18 protein-coding genes and 1 other annotated feature are annotated in these 17,562 nt (G+C 37.1%); of the genes, 13 read left to right on the forward strand and 5 right to left on the reverse strand.

Annotation, left to right across the window (positions count from 1 at the left end; genetic code table 11):
- The first annotated feature begins 591 nt into the window (after window positions 1-591).
- The gene (locus WAK64_RS00420; protein ID WP_336584945.1) at window positions 592-939 is read left to right on the forward strand and encodes a hypothetical protein; all 348 of its coding nucleotides are present in this window, start codon (window positions 592-594) and stop codon (window positions 937-939) included.
- 457 nt (window positions 940-1,396) lie between these two features.
- Here the strand turns inward: WAK64_RS00420 and WAK64_RS00425 are convergent, their stop codons facing one another.
- The 4 genes from WAK64_RS00425 to WAK64_RS00440 form a co-directional block, all read right to left on the reverse strand.
- Window positions 1,397-2,227 (reverse strand): energy-coupling factor transporter transmembrane component T family protein, encoded by an 831-nt coding sequence (locus WAK64_RS00425; protein WP_336584946.1) that lies wholly within the window; start codon window positions 2,225-2,227, stop codon window positions 1,397-1,399.
- Window positions 2,218-3,930 (reverse strand): ABC transporter ATP-binding protein, encoded by a 1,713-nt coding sequence (locus WAK64_RS00430; RefSeq protein WP_336584947.1) that lies wholly within the window; start codon window positions 3,928-3,930, stop codon window positions 2,218-2,220. The genes WAK64_RS00425 and WAK64_RS00430 overlap by 10 nt, the downstream gene beginning before the upstream one ends.
- Before the next feature lie 101 nt (window positions 3,931-4,031).
- Window positions 4,032-4,595, reverse strand: a complete 564-nt coding sequence (locus WAK64_RS00435; protein ID WP_336584948.1) for an ECF-type riboflavin transporter substrate-binding protein — start codon at window positions 4,593-4,595, stop codon at window positions 4,032-4,034.
- The gene (locus WAK64_RS00440) at window positions 4,595-5,440 is read right to left on the reverse strand and encodes an SAM hydrolase/SAM-dependent halogenase family protein (protein WP_336584949.1); all 846 of its coding nucleotides are present in this window, start codon (window positions 5,438-5,440) and stop codon (window positions 4,595-4,597) included. The genes WAK64_RS00435 and WAK64_RS00440 overlap by 1 nt, the downstream gene beginning before the upstream one ends.
- A gap of 105 nt (window positions 5,441-5,545) precedes the next feature.
- Window positions 5,546-5,811 (reverse strand) — a binding site (T-box leader).
- A 466-nt stretch (window positions 5,812-6,277) separates the two neighbouring features.
- Between WAK64_RS00440 and WAK64_RS00445 the strand changes: the two genes are divergently transcribed.
- The 11 genes from WAK64_RS00445 (at window position 6,278) to WAK64_RS00495 (ending at window position 15,691) form a co-directional block, all read left to right on the forward strand.
- Window positions 6,278-7,462 (forward strand): ATP phosphoribosyltransferase regulatory subunit, encoded by a 1,185-nt coding sequence (locus WAK64_RS00445; protein ID WP_336584950.1) that lies wholly within the window; start codon window positions 6,278-6,280, stop codon window positions 7,460-7,462.
- On the forward strand, window positions 7,459-8,106 hold the full coding sequence (gene hisG, locus WAK64_RS00450; protein WP_336584951.1) for an ATP phosphoribosyltransferase: 648 nt from the start codon (window positions 7,459-7,461) through the stop codon (window positions 8,104-8,106). The genes WAK64_RS00445 and hisG overlap by 4 nt, the downstream gene beginning before the upstream one ends.
- Window positions 8,107-8,121: 15 nt before the next feature.
- Window positions 8,122-9,387 (forward strand): histidinol dehydrogenase, encoded by a 1,266-nt coding sequence (gene hisD / locus WAK64_RS00455; protein ID WP_336584952.1) that lies wholly within the window; start codon window positions 8,122-8,124, stop codon window positions 9,385-9,387.
- A gap of 46 nt (window positions 9,388-9,433) precedes the next feature.
- On the forward strand, window positions 9,434-10,021 hold the full coding sequence (hisB, locus tag WAK64_RS00460) for an imidazoleglycerol-phosphate dehydratase HisB (RefSeq protein WP_336584953.1): 588 nt from the start codon (window positions 9,434-9,436) through the stop codon (window positions 10,019-10,021).
- A 1-nt stretch (window position 10,022) separates the two neighbouring features.
- Window positions 10,023-10,649, forward strand: coding sequence for an imidazole glycerol phosphate synthase subunit HisH (gene hisH, locus WAK64_RS00465; protein ID WP_336584954.1), 627 nt, complete (start codon window positions 10,023-10,025; stop codon window positions 10,647-10,649).
- A gap of 7 nt (window positions 10,650-10,656) precedes the next feature.
- Window positions 10,657-11,388 (forward strand): 1-(5-phosphoribosyl)-5-[(5-phosphoribosylamino)methylideneamino]imidazole-4-carboxamide isomerase, encoded by a 732-nt coding sequence (gene hisA, locus WAK64_RS00470; RefSeq protein WP_336584955.1) that lies wholly within the window; start codon window positions 10,657-10,659, stop codon window positions 11,386-11,388.
- A 1-nt stretch (window position 11,389) separates the two neighbouring features.
- Entirely contained in the window at window positions 11,390-12,148 is a 759-nt protein-coding gene (hisF, locus tag WAK64_RS00475) for an imidazole glycerol phosphate synthase subunit HisF (RefSeq protein WP_336584956.1), read from the forward strand.
- Window positions 12,145-12,786 (forward strand): bifunctional phosphoribosyl-AMP cyclohydrolase/phosphoribosyl-ATP diphosphatase HisIE, encoded by a 642-nt coding sequence (hisIE, locus tag WAK64_RS00480; protein ID WP_336584957.1) that lies wholly within the window; start codon window positions 12,145-12,147, stop codon window positions 12,784-12,786. The genes hisF and hisIE overlap by 4 nt, the downstream gene beginning before the upstream one ends.
- Window positions 12,787-12,870: 84 nt before the next feature.
- A complete protein-coding gene (hisC, locus tag WAK64_RS00485) occupies window positions 12,871-13,977 on the forward strand; it encodes a histidinol-phosphate transaminase (protein WP_336584958.1) in 1,107 nt (368 codons plus the stop codon).
- Between the two features lie 14 nt (window positions 13,978-13,991).
- Window positions 13,992-14,801 (forward strand): histidinol-phosphatase HisJ, encoded by an 810-nt coding sequence (gene hisJ / locus WAK64_RS00490; RefSeq protein ID WP_336584959.1) that lies wholly within the window; start codon window positions 13,992-13,994, stop codon window positions 14,799-14,801.
- Between the two features lie 410 nt (window positions 14,802-15,211).
- On the forward strand, window positions 15,212-15,691 hold the full coding sequence (locus WAK64_RS00495; protein WP_336584960.1) for a GyrI-like domain-containing protein: 480 nt from the start codon (window positions 15,212-15,214) through the stop codon (window positions 15,689-15,691).
- A 294-nt stretch (window positions 15,692-15,985) separates the two neighbouring features.
- Here the strand turns inward: WAK64_RS00495 and WAK64_RS00500 are convergent, their stop codons facing one another.
- Window positions 15,986-16,189 (reverse strand): hypothetical protein, encoded by a 204-nt coding sequence (locus WAK64_RS00500; protein WP_336584961.1) that lies wholly within the window; start codon window positions 16,187-16,189, stop codon window positions 15,986-15,988.
- 425 nt (window positions 16,190-16,614) lie between these two features.
- Here WAK64_RS00500 and WAK64_RS00505 point away from each other — a divergent pair, with 425 nt between their 5' ends.
- Window positions 16,615-17,283 carry an O-methyltransferase gene (locus WAK64_RS00505; protein WP_336584962.1) on the forward strand — a complete coding sequence of 223 codons (669 nt, stop codon included), beginning with the start codon at window positions 16,615-16,617 and terminating at the stop codon, window positions 17,281-17,283.
- Window positions 17,284-17,562 lie beyond the last annotated feature (279 nt).

Genomic DNA, 17,562 nt, shown 5'->3' on the forward strand with positions numbered 1-17,562 from the left:
GGATCTATACTAAAGAGCTTTTTTACGATGAAAAAAGTCGAATAACTATAGCGTGATTCAACAAATGGTCAAACAGTAAATGGAATATATGCTATCATTATGAATAAATTGTTAATTAAAACATCCAACTTACAATGTAGCCTTTTTATTCTGTCGGATATGAAAATGAGAAGAGATGTTAATGAGGCAATTAATAGAAAGCACTGGTGTTATTTTCAGTTCATACAAGGGATGATCAAATTGATACAAAAAGTATTATGTTGGATGGGCTTTTTATTGTTTGCTGTAGGTGCTCTATTTTTGGCAGTTATAAATAATGATTTAAACAGTATTAACATTACTTTTTTTATAATTGCTACAATTGGATTATTTTTAATGGGTGTTTTTAAAATCACGAAGAATTGGCTAACATCATCAAGGGAGCGTTAGTTTGATAAGGAACGGATGATAGTATATAGTCGGGCAAGCTTGTGTGAAATAATCAGAATACTCTTTATTTTTTAAGGTTTAATAATAAAGAGTTCTTAATTCTATAGCCGTTGTGTATAAGTTGATCTTTATTCATTCCAGCACAGAAAGAGAGGATTTTAAATGAAATTTATTAATATTCTTTTAGGTGTATTACTAACTGTAGCTGGTGTCTCTTTCTTTTTTTATGACGGGCAAAAAATAGTTGGCACTTTTTTAATACTTGGAGGAATTTCGTTTATTTCAGAAAAGTTATTTTTCTACGGTCAAGATGATAAGAGGAGAGAGAAGATAATAGTCAATGCAGGATATTCATCTTATTTATTTAGCCTTCTATGGACTAGTATCATTTTAGTTCTCTTTCATTATGGGGTAGTGGATAATCCATTAAATGGCTTTTTATTGATTTTAATAGGAAACGTACTTGTATTCCAAATTATGGCTTATTACTATATCAAGACACAACCATAGATCAAAACGGACTAGAGTATGCTTGTATATCTTTGTACTAAAATTTCATTTGGATTGAATTTTTTTCATTTCTTTTTACCTCAGTGAATCAGCCAAGCGTAAAAAAACTTGGCTGATTCTCGTATTGTTGATGAGTTGCGAATTATTCGAGTTTGAAGTTCGCTTCAACAAACACGATAGAATTCTTACTGCATATACATTGGGAGCACTAAAGAAGAATCCTGTTATAGGAAAAGGAATTGCATTGGAAATCATTGGTGAAAATTTTTAGAACCTCCTTACATCGCGAGGCTAGGCTGTTGGTGTTCATAATATGGATTCATTTCTAAGTATACTCTTCAATTTGTTTAAGATGGTTATTATGCTACTCCCTATCGTGAATAGAGCGAATTTTCTCTTAAACGATAAGAGTAGGAATGAAGGCCTCTGGAATAGAGAAGAAATCGACTGAAGAAAATTACAAAAATGGGTTGAAAAATCGATTTCCATCATAAAAGGTGACAGAAAGTGATAATATCAATAAACCTCCTACTAAAAGAAGAGCTATGTAATCTCTTCTTTGGAATGGTCGTGAACTGTACCATGTCCGGTTTTTCTTTTTTCCAAACCCACGTAAGTCCATTACATTTGATACGGTTTCGATTCGCTCTAAGCTTGAAAATATAAGTGGAATGATAATAGCTATTGCATTTTTGATTCGTTTTGGAAGCTTTTCCTTACGTGACAAATCGAGACCTCTGGCTTGTTGCGCACGTGCTATTGTAATATAATCCTTTTGAACATCAGGAATATAACGAAGAGCAATTGAAACAGCATAGGCAATTCGATAGTTCACTCCGATACGGTGTAAAGAGGATGCAAATTCACTTGGATGAGTGGTAACAATAAATAGAAGAGCAGCTGGGATAACCGTTAAGTATTTCAATGTAATATTGAATTGATAAAAAAGTTGCTCTGCAGTTAGTTGATATCTCCCGACTCCTTCTAGTAATACGTGCTTTGTTCCATAAATCATGGCACCTTCCTGAGGGGAAAACAAATAAATAGCAATATGATTAATAAAAAGAAAGAATACAATAAATAGGAGTACAAAAGATACTTCTTGCCATTCTACCTTTGATAATCTAAATACAAAAATGCTCACAACAAATAACAGGAATAAAATTCGAGTATCATAGGTTACCATAGTTGCAAAAGACCACATAACGAAACAGAGTAGCTTTGTTGCACCGGTCAGTTGATGAATGGAAGATGATTTTTCTTGATATGTTAACATCTTTACCGCCATTTCCGCCCCTCCTTGCGCTCATGAGCGATAAAACGACGAACAAACTCAGTTGGATCAGATATCCCAGATTTCAGTGCCAACTCATATAAAGAAGTTTCTTTTAATGAGGCCTTTTTAATAACAGCAGGATTTGTTAAAACCTCTTCTGGTGGTGCGTCCATTAACACTCGTCCTTCATTTAACACAATTGACCTTGAGGTATATTCAAGCATTAAGTGCATATCATGCGTTATGATTACAACAATCACTCCACGCTTGTTTAACTCTACTAAAAACTCCATCACCTCAGTATAGTGATAATAATCCTGACCAGCCGTCGGTTCATCTAAAATTAATATTTCCGGTTCTAGTACCAACATTGAAGCTATAGTTACTCGTTTTTTTTGTCCGTAACTAAGCGCTGAAATTGGCCAATTTCGAAAAGGGTACAACCCACATACCTTTAGTACTTTGTCCACTCTCTCCTTAATTTCTTCCTCTTTGAATCCCCGAACGTAAAGACCTAATGCAACTTCGTCATAAATATAATGCTTAGAAATCATCTGATTCGGGTTTTGGAGAACCAAGCCAATGCGCTTGGCCCGTTCTTTTATCGTATCATCAGTCATAGCTAGACCATTAACCCTCATTTCACCACTAATTGGTTTTTCAAATCCACACAATACACTTGACAAAGTTGATTTCCCTGCTCCATTTTCTCCAACAATGCTAACCATCTCACCTTTTTGAAGAGAAAAGGTCAAATTTATTAATACCGGTTTGTTACGGTCATAAGAAAAAGTAAGGTCTTCGATTTCTAGTACTGGTTTCTGTTTTACATGAACAACTCCTTCTGGTCTTGACTGAAACCAATTTCTTAAGTGCTCCTTACATGCTTTTAATTCAATCGTGTCAATATGCTCTGGTTTCATTGTTGGTGTGATTGTACAACCTGCATACTTTAATGCTTTCAAATATAATGGTTCTCGAATATTTGTCTTTTCTAAAATAGAAGTAGCTAACAATTCATTTGGGGGAAGGTCTGCCACAATTTCCCCAGCATTCATGACTATAATTCGATCAACATGACGGTAAAGGACATCCTCTAATCGATGCTCAATGATAATTACGGTTTTATTCGATTCTTTTTGGATGTCATCAATAAGAGTAACAGCATATTTTCCAGCAGCTGGGTCTAAATTTGCTAATGGTTCATCAAATAAAAGAATATCAACTTCATTAACCATTACCCCACCTAATGCAACACGTTGTTTTTGTCCCCCTGAGAGCTCCTTTACCGAGTGAGATAGGTAAGGTTCCATTTCAATTAGTTCCGCCACACCTTCCACCCGACGTTGCATCTCTTCTTGTTCGGTTGCATTATTCTCTAGGGAAAAAGCAATATCCTCTCCGACAGATAAACCAATAAACTGACCATCCGAATCTTGTAAAACCGTTCCAACTAATCCGGATCGTTCGAAAAGGGCTTGGCTATTGACCTCTTTGCCCTTAATCTCCAAACTTCCCTCGGTTTCTCCTTTGTATGAAAACGGAACAAGCCCATTTAAACAATGCCCAATTGTACTTTTCCCTGACCCTGATGGTCCAACTATGAGTACTTTCTCTCCTTCATAAATTGTTAACTCAATATTTTTTAATGTTGGCTGAGCTTGGGTACGATATTTAAATCCAAACTGTTCAAACTTAATAATCGTTTTTTTCATATTTATCACCTAGCTTATAAAATAATGGGCCCCCCTTTGCAAAAAACAAAGAGGGATCCTAACAGTAAGCTCTTCTTTTATTTCTCTCCCCTATACTTCTCTTAAAAAGTCTCCTCTTTTTCGAGGGTTCCTGATGCAGTCCGAGTTTTCGCATACATAATAAGTAAAAACGTACCGATTAGCCCGATGGTCACCATATTAGCAACTCCAGCTACAAGGCCCTGAACAAATACTTTATTAACAGGTTCTGCGTAAATTAATATATCTAATAAAGGGGCAATGAGCACCCATCCGATGGCTTGAACAATGACTTGAACGAGATTAAATGAAATGATTTGTTTCAACCCAAATGAACCTTCTTCGATATTGATTCGCTTGGAGAGCAAACCGATGAAAATACCAATAATTCCTGATACAAGTACCCAACTCCACCATGGAGAACCATAGAAAATAGCATCCTTTAATGCGTGACCGATTAAACCAATTAAACCTCCTGCTACCGGACCAAATATCACTGCCATTAGAGCTAGAAAAGCATAGGATGTTTCAATCGTTGTATTAGGAATCCCAGTGGGTAGCGCTACAAACCGCCCCAATATAACAAACACAGCGGTACCAATCCCAATTGCCACAATCGTCTTAGTCGTTAACTTTTGCATTTTCATCAAACTCCTTTAGATTTAATTTTGATTCTCCAATTAGGACCCGTGCCAATATTAAATGTCTCGGCAAAGGACCCTTGATTAATCGCTAGCCCAATAGAATCGAGCGAATTAACATATAAGATGGGTTGATCAATTTCCTCAACGGCAAAGGACCGGCCGTATACTACATTGCTCTTATACACGTTTTGTGAGTGTTTCTGAATGGTTACTTCCAATTCATCTCCAAACGTAAAGCCAAATTGTTCAATTAATTCACGAGAAATATTCGTCCATAAATTACCGAATCGAACGTCTAACACTTCCACCATACCCGTAATTTCATGGTCGGATCTGATGGCCCTATTTAGCGGAAGCATGACCAAATCTTCAAGTGGTAGTTTCGGACCAACTGCTTCAAAATCAATCGAACCCGCCGCTAACCTTGCCCCTGTATAAGCATAGACGTCACGTCCATGAAACGTATGGGACTTTTCTGAATTCGGTAGACGATGAATACTCTCATCAATCAACCTTACCTCCTCAACCCCGCAAAAATGATGAATATGCATAAGTGTTCCATTATCCGGTGTGATAATATAATGTCCTTGTATGGTTCTAGCTGCAACGCTTTTTCGTTCCGATCCAACACCAGGATCGACTACTGAAACAAATACAGTATTCCTCGGCCAAAAGGAAGCCGCTTGATTTAAACGATAGGAAGCCTCCCAAATATTATATGGAGGAATATCATGAGTACTATCGAATATCTGTATGTTTGGATCAACAGAATGAGCAACGCCGTACATCGCGCATACTGCCCCATCACTCCTGCCAAAATCTGATTGAAATACTATTGCTTTACTCATCAAGCTCTCTCCTTTTCTTTCTATATTAATTACGCCACTTCACTAACTAAGATGTCTTCACCTCTCTTTTAAAACATAAAAAACACCACATCCCTTCTTAAAAAAGATAAGGACGTGGTGTTATACCCGTGTTACCACCTTACTTCGCTATATTGTCGCCAATATAGCCTCGACAAGTGCGGAGTATTATAAACTCTTACACTGTGATTAGGGTAACGAGTATCAACACTCGTCGTACCCTACTAGGAAAATTCCTTTCAGGCACGAAACTCAGAGGCCATTGTTCAAATCTGGATTTTAGCTTCTTTTCAGCTCCCGAAGCTCTCTGTATAAAATACCTCGATTCTACTTTTCCTCTTCAACGCTTTTGTCAGATAAATTATAAAATTTAAAATTATTTTACATGAATCTCTTCTTTAACGCAATAAATTTTTTTATGAATTTATAAGAAAATTATTTCACTTTTTTCAATGATTGGTAACATGATTTCTTACTTAGATGGTATGTAGTGTTTCCTTTTCATTGGTTAAGGAGGGAGAAGAACAGGGAGACAAGTTTTTTAAGCCAGAACATTGATAATGAGTTGGGTTCTTTTAAGAAGATATTAGTAGTCCAGTTAAAATATGCTATGTCTTAATTTGAACGAGTTACTGACGATTCTTTTGCCGAAATAAATAGTTTTATACGTTTAACCATAAAATACGAAAGGCTTGTCTGTAAACGGCAAGTTTTTTAGTTGACGAAGTTATGAAACGAGGGTACAATAAGAAAATCATTTAGTTCGCTAATATATTAGCGAACTAAAGTATTCAGGAAGATTCAGAAAGGTGATCAGCATTGAGTCAATTATTTATGTTTGAGAAACCATTAGGTTTGAGAGATACATTGCCAGATTTATATGAGACAAAGGCCCAAGTACAGTCAACCATTGCAAAGGAAATAAAGAGGTGGGGGTATCAATTTATTGAGACTCCGGCTTTAGAATATTATGAAACAATCGGAACAGCATCGGCTATTCTCGATTGGCAACTTTTTAAATTATTAGATCATGAAGGTCATACCCTCGTTTTACGACCGGAAATGACTGCTCCAATTGCTCGTGTGGCAGCATCAAAATTGTTAAATGAGGATCAGCCACTAAGACTAGCTTACTCAGCTAACGTTTATCGTGCTCAACAAAAAGAGGGTGGAAGACCTGCTGAATTCAAACAAATTGGTGTTGAGTGCATTGCTGATGACACTGTCAGTGCAGATGGAGAAGTGATTGCTCTCTTAATTTCTGCTTTAAAAGAAACAGGTATCGATACATTTCAAATTTCAATTGGACATATTAGGTTTGTCCAGGAATTTTTCCTGCAAATTTTAGGGACGGAGGAGCGGGCAAATGAATTAACGAAATTTTTATACAAAAAAAATTATGTTGGTTATCGAGAGCATGTAAACTCTCTGTCACTTTCCTCGATTGACAAACAGCGACTATTAGATTTTTTAAAGCTGCGTGGTAGTGAAGAAGTGATTGAGAACGCTTTTGCATTGATAGAAAATGAGAAGGGGAAAGAATCAATCCTTCAATTGAAGAATCTATGGAAAACAATGGTTGATTATGGTATGGAAAAAACACTTAAATTTGATTTGACACTTGTTAGTCATATGAGCTACTACACAGGAATATTATTTGAAGTCTATTCAGATCAAGTTGGCTCTCCGATCGGGAATGGTGGTCGATATGATTTACTTCTTCAAAAATTCGGGAAAAATACAGGAGCGACAGGTTTTGCTCTTCGATTAGACCGTTTATTGGAGGCAATAGGTCATACGGCAAATAGTAAACCAGCACTATGCATTTTATTTAGTGAAGAAAGACGCAGAGAAGCGTATCAATTAGGGAAGGAAAAACGTAAACAAGGATTAAATGTCGTTTTACAAGATATAAATGGAGTGAAGCAAATCGATGCTTGTACGAGCCAGTATGAAGATATTACCTTCTTAATTGGAAAGGCTGGAAGGGAGTCTGACAAATGAGCGATTATATAACGATAGCAATGCCGAAGGGTCGTATTTTTAAAGATGCAGTAGACCTTCTTTTTCAGGCAGGCTATAGTCTCCCTCCTGAAGTTGAGGACTCACGAAAGTTAATTATTGATGTTGAAAAAGAGAAATTCCGTATGATATTAGCAAAACCAATGGATGTCCCTACTTATGTTGAGCACGGCGTTGCTGATTTAGGGATCGCTGGAAAGGATGTAATGCTCGAAGAAGAACGAGATATTTACGAGTTGTTAGATTTAAAAATCAGTGATTGCTATTTAGCGGTAGCGGGCCTCCCAAATACAAAAATGGATGATGTGACGCCCAAAATAGCGACAAAGTACCCTAATATGGCTGCTACTTACTTCCGAGAACAAGGTGAACAAGTAGAAATTATTAAGTTAAATGGTTCAATCGAATTGGCTCCAATAATAGGGTTATCTGACCGAATCGTAGATATCGTTTCGACTGGAAGAACACTTAAAGAAAATGGGTTAATTGAATATGAGCGTATTGTGAATATTACATCCCGTTTAATTGTGAATCCTGTCAGTTACCGAATGCAGGATCATCGAATTAGCGATATGGTGGAACGATTAAATCAGGTCATTAACAAAGAACGATTCATGGAGTCATAAGCTGAGGTGAGAAAAATGAAAATAATGAAGGTTACTGATACGGTCTCTATTAAAAGATCGGTTGAACAAGGGACAGAGGAACAGCTAATTGCTGTAAAAAGAATTATTGATAATGTGAGGAAACGTGGGTATGAGGCGGTGAAAGAATATACAGAGAGATTCGATCAAGCATCCCTTACATCATTCGCTGTTACGCAAAATGAAATAGAAGAGGCCTATAGGGAAATCGATCAAAAAATTGTTTCCGTTATTCAAGAAGCAGCTGAGAATATTCGATCTTATCATGTAAAACAACTTCGAGCATCTTGGATGACGACGGAAGAGAATGGAACTATGCTTGGACAGAAAGTAACTCCAATTCATTCCGTTGGGGTATATGTTCCTGGAGGGACAGCTGCATACCCATCTTCTGTATTAATGAATGTGATTCCTGCGAAGGTGGCCGGTGTTGATCGTATCGTAATGGTATCACCTCCAGGAATAGATGGAAAGCTCCCTCCGGCAGTACTTGTAGCTGCAAATGAAGCAGGAGTAGAAGAAATATATAAAATAGGTGGAGCTCAGGCGGTTGCTGCCCTTGCCTATGGAATCGAATCTATTCAGCCAGTCGACAAAATTGTTGGACCCGGAAATATTTATGTTGCTTTGGCGAAGAGAGAAGTATTTGGTGACGTTGATATTGATATGATTGCTGGTCCAAGTGAAATTGTCGTTTTAGCAGATGAAAGCGCGCGGGCGAATGAAGTGGCTGCTGATCTCTTATCACAGGCAGAACATGATGAAAGGTCTTCAAGCGTACTCGTTACTCCTTCAGAATTGTTTGCGACTGCAGTAAACGATGAAATAAAAAAACAGTTAGCTACGCTTCCTAGAAGGAATATTGCGGAAAAATCAATTAATGATTTCGGGGCTATATACATTACTAATGCGATTGAGGAGGCCATTGCCGTAGTAAATCAATTGGCACCAGAACATCTTGAAATCATGACAGAGAAACCGATGGAGCATCTAGAGGGAATAAAGCATGCAGGTGCGATTTTCATAGGAAGGTTCAGTTCAGAACCAGTTGGAGATTACTTTGCAGGAACCAATCATGTTTTGCCGACAAACGGAACAGCGCGCTTTTCAAGTCCGTTAAATATAGATGATTTCCAAAAGAAATCAAGTGTGATTATTTATAGTGAAAAAGCCTTCAATACGAATGCACATAAAATCGCTTCCTTCGCCCGACTAGAAGGTTTGGAAGCTCACGCGAGAGCGATTGAAGAAAGATTGAAGTGAAGTTAAACAAAAGGTGAAATTGAAGAGAATGACTGGAGGAACAAACATGTATAGAACCTCAAGTGTCACGAGAAAAACGAGCGAAACAAACATTGAATTATCCTTAACAATTGAGGGAGAAGGTCAAGCAAAACTGGAAACCGGGGTTCCATTTTTAAACCATATGTTAGATTTGTTTGCAAAGCATGGTCAGTTTGATTTATCGGTAGACGCCAAAGGTGATATCGAAGTAGATGATCATCATACTACAGAAGATATTGGGATTTGCTTAGGGCAAGCTCTTCGCGAGGCTCTTGGCGATAAAAAGGGTATAAAACGCTATGGGAACGCATTTGTACCAATGGATGAGACATTGGCACAGGTTGTTGTTGATTTGAGTAATCGTCCTCATTTAGAAATGCGCGCACACTTTCCCAACCAAAAAGTAGGAAGCTTTGATACAGAATTAGTACATGAATTCATGTGGAAGCTTGCTTTAGAAGCGCGTATGAACCTTCATATTATCGTCCATTACGGACAAAATACACACCATATCATTGAAGCCATTTTCAAAGCACTTGCAAGGGCTCTTGATGAAGCGACTACTGTCGATTCTAGAATTAAGGGCGTTCCATCAACGAAAGGAATGTTATAAAGTGATTGGCATCATCGACTATGGAATGGGAAATTTATTTAGTGTAAGTAAGGCGCTTGAAAGATTAAATGTTCCATATTTTATTTCGGATGAAAAAGAACGATTAATGAATGCGTCGGGGCTAATCCTTCCTGGAGTTGGGTCCTTTAAGGATGCAATGGTTCAGTTAAACGAATCGGGTCTAGCAGAGATGATTAAACAATATGCCAAAACCGGAAAACCGCTATTGGGTATTTGTTTAGGTATGCAACTACTATTCGAAGACAGTGAAGAGAATGGACGATCAAAAGGGTTATGTCTACTACCAGGTCATGTAAATAGGTTTTCAGGACAAACGAAAGATGGAGTAGCTTATAAAGTGCCACATATGGGCTGGAATAAACTTCATTTTACTCGTTCTTCCAGTATTTTAAATTTGTTAGTAGAGGATTATGTCTATTTTGTCCATTCCTATTATGTGAATGTCAGTGACGCTGAAGTGATTATTGCAAATTGCTATTATGATGTGGAAGTCCCAGCAGTTGTAGGGAAAAGAAATATATTTGGAATGCAGTTTCATCCAGAAAAGAGTGGTCAGCTTGGAATGGAGCTATTACGAAATTTTACAGAAATGATTAGGAAAGGTTGACGGTGTTATGAGTTTTATCATTTACCCTGCGATTGATATGAGAGGGGGAAAATGTGTACGTCTTTTACAAGGGGACTACGCTAAGGAAACGGTATACGGGGATTCTCCTTTTGAAATGGCTAAACAATTTGTGAGTCAAGGTGCAGAATGGATCCATATGGTTGATTTAGATGGAGCTAAAGATGGAAACAGGGTCAACGATACATTTGTAATTCAAGCTGCTAAGGAACTGAATGTGAAAATTCAAATCGGCGGTGGAGTTCGTTGTGAGGAGGATATCATTCGCTATCTGGATAATGGAATCGAACGGGTCATTATTGGTAGTGTTGCCGTTTCAAATCCTGATTTCACGATTGAAATGATTCAAAAATACGGGAAGAAAATCGCGATAGGTATTGATGCGAAGGATGGTTATGTTGCGACGCATGGTTGGTTAAATACTTCTGATCTAATGGCAGTAGAATTAGGTAAACGATTTGCAGCTGCTGGTGCCGAAACGTTTATCTTTACAGATATTGCTACTGATGGAATGCTCTCTGGACCAAATCTTAAAGCCATTGAACGGATAGCTAAGGAAACCGGGAAACAGGTGATTGCTTCAGGTGGTGTAAGTAAATTGAATGACTTAAAAGCGTTAAAGGGATTAATGAATCTGGGGGTTTCAGGTGCAATTGTTGGAAAAGCAATCTATGAAGGCAGGTTTTCAGTAGCAGAAGCCTTAAAAGAGGTGGAAATGTAATATGCTTACAAAAAGAATTATCCCCTGTCTTGATGTAAAAGAGGGACGGGTTGTAAAAGGAGTACAGTTTGTCGAGCTTCGTGATGCAGGAGACCCAGTTGAACTGGCAAGGTTTTATGATGAGCAAGGGGCGGATGAACTTGTTTTTTTAGATATTTCAGCTTCCCAAGAAGGTAGAAGAACAATGGTTGATGTTGTAAAGTCAGTTGCTTCGGAACTTGCGATTCCCTTTACTGTAGGAGGGGGGATAAATTCAATGGAGGATATGAAGAGCGTTCTAAGAGCTGGAGCGGATAAAGTATCCCTGAATACAGCGGCTGTAAACAACCCGTCCCTCATTTCAGAAGGTGCAAGCTTTTTTGGCACACAATGTATTGTGGTTGCCATCGATGCAAAGTTCGATGAAACATTAGGTACTTGGAAAGTCTATACACATGGTGGAAGGAACCCGACTGATTTAGAAGTTATTCAATGGGCCAAAGAAGCAGTAAGACGAGGCGCTGGAGAAATTTTATTAACTAGTATGGATCGAGACGGAGAGAAAAAAGGGTTTGATGTCGAATTAACAAAAGCTGTTAGTGAAGCCATCACCGTGCCCGTGATTGCTTCAGGTGGAGCAGGGAATGCGGATCATTTTAAAATCGCTTTCTCGATGGGACAAGCAGATGCTGCACTAGCTGCTTCTATTTTTCATTATAAGGAAACATCAGTTGAAGAAGTGAAGGCCTATTTAAGAGAAGAAGGAGTTCATGTCAGATGAACATAAAAGAGATTAAATTTAATGAAAAGGGATTAATTCCTGCCATTGTGCAAGATTTCTTTACGAAGGAAGTGTTAACCCTTGCTTACATGAATTCTGTTTCGTTAACAAAATCAATTGAAACAAAGGAAACGTGGTTTTTTAGTCGATCTAGACAGGAAATTTGGCATAAAGGGGCAACGAGTGGGAATACACAGCAGATAGTAGATATGAAATATGATTGTGATAAGGATGCTTTAGTTGTGCTCGTAAAACCAGCTGGGCCAGCTTGTCATAATGGTACGACAAGTTGTTTTACTGAGAGTATTTTTGTTGAAGAAACAGAATCATCATCAATCAACAGTCTGAAAGACTACAATATTCTATTTAATCTTGAAAACCTTATAAAAAAGCGTCAACTAGAAAGACCTGAAGGGGCGTATACTACTTATTTATTTGAAAAAGGATTAGATAAGATATTGAAAAAGGTAGGAGAAGAGGCTTCTGAGGTTATTATAGCTGCGAAGAACCGTGATGATGAGGAATTAAAATGGGAAGCTGCTGACCTCATCTATCATTTGCTTGTTTTACTAGAAGAACAAAACCTTCCCTTTAAAGAAGTGCTATCCGTTTTGGAAAAACGCAACCAAAATCCTTAAACAAGATATAGAAGGGTTATTGAAAAATCTAATTGCATAAATGTCTTCCCATTTAGCGAACATCTTTCCTTAGGGGGAATTTACTTGAATAACCAAAATATCAAAAGTCTAACTCGTCCAGAGATAAATAAAATGAAAGAATATTCACCTGGAAAACCGATTTGGGAGGTTCAACAGGAATTAGGCATTCAAGAAGTAGTCAAGCTTTCATCAAATGAAAACTCTTTAGGTGTCTCGCCACTCGCGAAGAAAGCAATTGCGAAGTATACTTCTGAACTTCATAGATATCCAGATGCAAATACAACGAATCTTAGAGAAGCGATTAGTTCCCATTATGATATTCATAATGATCAGGTTGTAATTGGGAATGGTGCTGATGAATTGATTACGTTAATTTCAGAGACATTTTTAGAAGCGGGAGATGAAATAATAGTACCCTCCCCTTCATTTAGTGAATATGAGTTTGGAGCAAATTTAATGGGTGCTAACATCGTAAGGGTACCGCTAACGAATCATTTCCATTATGATTTACGTTTAATTATTAATACTATTACGGACAAAACAAAAATCATTTATTTATGTTCTCCGAACAACCCTACGGGCACATACATTAAAAAGGATGATTTAGATACCTTTTTTCAAAAGCTCCCACAAAATGTACTTGTCGTGTTTGATGGAGCATACTCTCAATATGCTACTAGTGAAGATTATTCAAATGGAATAGAGTACGTTAAGAGTGGTAAGCAGCTTATTATTATTCAAACCTTTTCAAAGATATACGGTCTAGCAGGGATTCGGGTAGGTTTTGGCATTTCTTCATCAGAAATCATTAACTGTATTCATAAAGTTAGAGAACCCTTTAATGTAAATACATTAGCACAAGTTGCTGCTGAAGCGGCGATAAATGATATCAAACACGTAGATGATTCAAGGAGGGTAAATGAAGAAGGGCGTAATTACTTATATAATGCTTTCCGGGAAATGGGTATTACCTATGTAAAGACGATGAGTAATTTTATCCTAGTGGATTTTAAAGTGGATTCTCTTTCTATATACGAACAGTTATTAAAAAAAGGAATCATCGTTCGGTACGGTGGTGTTTGGGGATTGCCTAACTACTTAAGAGTAACCATTGGAATGGAAGCTGAAAATCGAGCTCTTATTACGGCACTGAAAGAAATAATAGAGTAAGAAAGGGGTGGTCGATGTTGAGGAAGGATGGCCATATCCATAGTCCATATTGTCCACATGGTACAAGCGATAAAATAATAGAGTATGTTGAGAGAGCCATTAAATTAGGGTATGAAGAGATATCATTTACTGAGCATGCACCCTTACCAGATGGATTTGTAGATCCAACACCATATGAGGATAGTGCTATGAAATATGAATCTCTAGAAAACTACTTCGAAGAGGTTGATAAGATTAAATATGAATACCGTAAGAAACTAAAGATAAACGTAGGTTTAGAAGTGGATTATATTGAAGGGTTTGAAGAGGAAACAAAGAATTTCTTAAACGAGGTTGGCCCAAGATTAGATGATGCGATTTTATCTGTCCATTTCCTTAAAAAAGGCTCACACTATAACTGTTTGGATTATAGTCCTGATGAATTTGAAAAAATGATAAGGGCATACGGGTCTGTCGACAATATTCATCGTTATTATTTTAATACGTTAAAACTCTCTTTACATTCAAATTTAGGGGATTATAAACCAAAGAGAATTGGTCATATGACACTAATAAGAAAATTCCATAAAAGATATCCTTCGAATCAACGATTTGAACGAGAAATCCTGGATATTTTAAACATTATGAAAGAAAAAAATTATGAACTGGATTGGAATGGAGCAGGTACTGCAAAGCCATTATGTCGAGAACCCTATCCTCCTAGTTGGGTAATAGCAGAAGCGATAAAACGAGAAATCCCACTTGTATATGGATCGGATGCTCATCAAGTTAAAGAATTAAACCAAGGGAATGCTACTCTAATACAAATAAAAAATGGCATGTAAAGTGACCCCTGTTCTTATCCTCGTTTTAAAATAGCGTTTCACCTTGTTCCTCCCTTCAACACTAATGCCGTAATTCTCTCCCATTTGCTAGTAACCTGTTTATTTTCCTCTAAAGTGTGCGGATGATAATGGAAAGGGCGAAATTGTTCAAGCATTATGATCATAATTAATAATAAAAAGAAGCCATTTTGATCGATCCTTTTTCAAAATGGCTTCTTTTTGATCAAATTTTTTCCACCATTATGATTTTTCTTGACCACATTAACAGTATTGATTATTAGGTGAACGTGAATGTTAGAACAGACTACAATTAAAACAATTAGAAATAAAAAGGAAACGGAAGTCTGTTTGTGGAAATAGGTATTTTGCAGAAACTTACAAACCAAATTTTAACTGGAGGAGATAAAGAGATGGAAAAAGTGAATCCCATCACAATAAAAGGTGTAAAAGAACTTGGGGAAAAGAAATTAGTTGGCTTTCGTGTCGTTTGCGAAGATATGGAAGGATATGGACAAGAGATTCCAAAAGCATCTATGTTATTAGCTCGTCGCAAAGATGAGATAAAGCATTTAGTGGAGCCTGTTAAGCTCATCGGTGCATTTAAAGTCGCAGGGACATCAAAAGATGACGATGGCTACTGGGTTTGTCATGAGGTCTATGACTTTGAGGATATTCCGGAAGGGATGGTAAGCCTTATTGTCCCTGCACAAAAGTATGGAATCCTCCATTTTAATGGACATGCATCTGAAATTTATCATGTGCATACTCATTTGCATCAATGGATTGACGAGAATGGACATAAGAGATTGCTAGAAAAATGGTCTTTGGAAATCTATTCTAAATGGACTGAGACTGAAGATAGTGTGGATTTATGTGACCCAATCTTATAATTGATTTAGATAGATGGAGTTGATAAAGGATTAACATTTATATTTTAATAGGTTTGTGCAATTCTTATTAGTAAAACTCCAATAAAGGAGAATTTTGATAGAGATCGTTGTTGTCTTTTAATGATATCTCGTATTGATTCTCCAATAAAGGATGGTAAACCCTTATAGGACAATGGCTTTCAAGTAGGTTCCTAAAATAACAAAGAGCAGTTCCGTTTAAATGCAGAACGAAACTGTTCTTTCGATTTGCTTTTGTTGAACTAACGCACACCATACATGAAGTGAAATGGACTTTTAAATATTGCCAGTGTCTTTTACAAACTTTTCGTATGCTTTTGTATTGATCATTGAGATCAAATAAGCACTTATGAACGAAGCGACAACTACGAAAAGTAAATGGTCAATTGTAACAGACTGAGGACTACCCACAACGAAAAAAATCGTAATGAACAAGGAAAGTCCGGTTGCTTTTATGAAATGTTTATATTTAGTACTCATAAATATCCTCCCTGATTGCCTCGACAGTTACATAGTATATGTTTTATTTTAATATAAAATCCTATATATACCTTATTAACGTCATAACCGTCAATTGTTTAGTTGGTTACAGAACAAGGTAGAAAATTAAATTAGTATTCATCATAAAATTCTGTACAACTTAATACACGACAAGTCTAGTCTTATCCAACCTTCAACAGCAGTACTATGTGACCTTCCCTTGAACCTGTAATCTCCGATAATAAAGGGCGAGTGCCGAATCAAGATTAAATGGCTATATGTTACATCGATAAAAGTCACTTCATTAAGGAAAGCAAGCATCGAGCAGCTATAACCGAAAAGAGCGTATTCTTATGTATACTAGAAGCATAGATATGTAAGGTAAGATTAATGAATGAAGCATGGAGATAAAGGGAGGGTATACAATGACAGTTCCTGTTATTTGGAATAATGTTGATCTTTATTTTCAGAACAATCTCCAACAAGAGGATCCAGTGATGAAATCAGTTCTTAAAGCGAATGAAGAGGCGGGACTTCCTGCAATTGATGTATCGCCAAATCAAGGGAAAATGCTTTACTTGCTTGCAAAGCTTAAAAAGGCAAACAACATTTTAGAAATAGGAACTCTTGGCGGCTACAGTAGTATTTGGCTAGCTAGAGCGTTACCAAATGATGGTCAGATCATGTCGTTAGAATATAGTGAAAAGCATGCGAGTGTCGCAAGGCAAAATATTCGTAATGCGGGTTTAAAGGATAAGGTAACGATTTTGGTCGGCCCTGCACTTGAAACATTGCCAACTATAGAAGAGAAGGGCTATCATCATTTTGATTTCATTTTTATTGACGCAGATAAACAGAACAATGCGAATTATGTGCAGTGGGGGCTAAAGCTATGTAAACCTGGTGCTGTGATTATTGTGGATAATGTCGTCAGAAATGGCCAGGTCTTGAAAGAAGATGAGCATGACCCAAACATACAAGGAGTGCGTGATTGTATTGAATTGTTCTCGAGTGAGCCACGAATAGATGCTACGGCTATTCAAACCGTTGGTTCTAAAGGGTATGATGGGTTTTTACTAGGGATAGTAGAGTAATCTCTTCTATCTTCTCAATTATTTTCAACGGTATGAAACTGAAGTCGATTTCCTGTTTCCTAAGGAATCGACTTTTTTTACTTGTTAAATTATCTACTTTACAACCAGCCTGTTCCTATTTTTCGAGCAATCCTATTTGTAGTGTTATAAAAATATTATTTACGACATAATCCTACATTAATTGCTGTTTACTCTCGTAGAGCTTTGTTCTAGTATTAACATTATAGGAAGTGTAGGCGCCAGCACTCTCTATTTATGCTTTGTTATGTGATGCTATAA

Source organism: Bacillus spongiae (assembly GCF_037120725.1).
Classification (GTDB): domain Bacteria; phylum Bacillota; class Bacilli; order Bacillales; family Bacillaceae_K; genus Bacillus_CI; species Bacillus_CI spongiae.